Here is a 242-nt window from a genome sequence, read left to right on the forward strand (position 1 = left end):
TTTTTCCGTTGAAGCCAAGTCTTGTGGCAATATCCCGCCTTGATTTTTATGCGTTTGTTGGACTGTCTCAGATGCAACCTTCTCGGCAACCTCTGGATGTACACCTTCAGGAGATGCTGACGCAATCTTCTCGGCAACCTCTGGATGCACCTCTTCAGGAGATGCTGGCGTAACCTTCTCAGAAACCTCTGGATGCACACCTTCAAGAGATGCTGGTGACACCTTCTCGGCCACCTCTGGAG

At 50.8% G+C, this 242-nt stretch carries 1 pseudogene; it reads right to left on the reverse strand.

Annotation, left to right across the window (positions count from 1 at the left end):
* Positions 1-222, reverse strand: a pseudogene (locus tag ACFINZ_RS11810) (hypothetical protein); the annotation flags it as partial.
* Positions 223-242 lie beyond the last annotated feature (20 nt).

This window comes from Bartonella sp. AA81SXKL (assembly GCF_042196945.1).
Taxonomy (GTDB): Bacteria; Pseudomonadota; Alphaproteobacteria; order Rhizobiales; family Rhizobiaceae; genus Bartonella.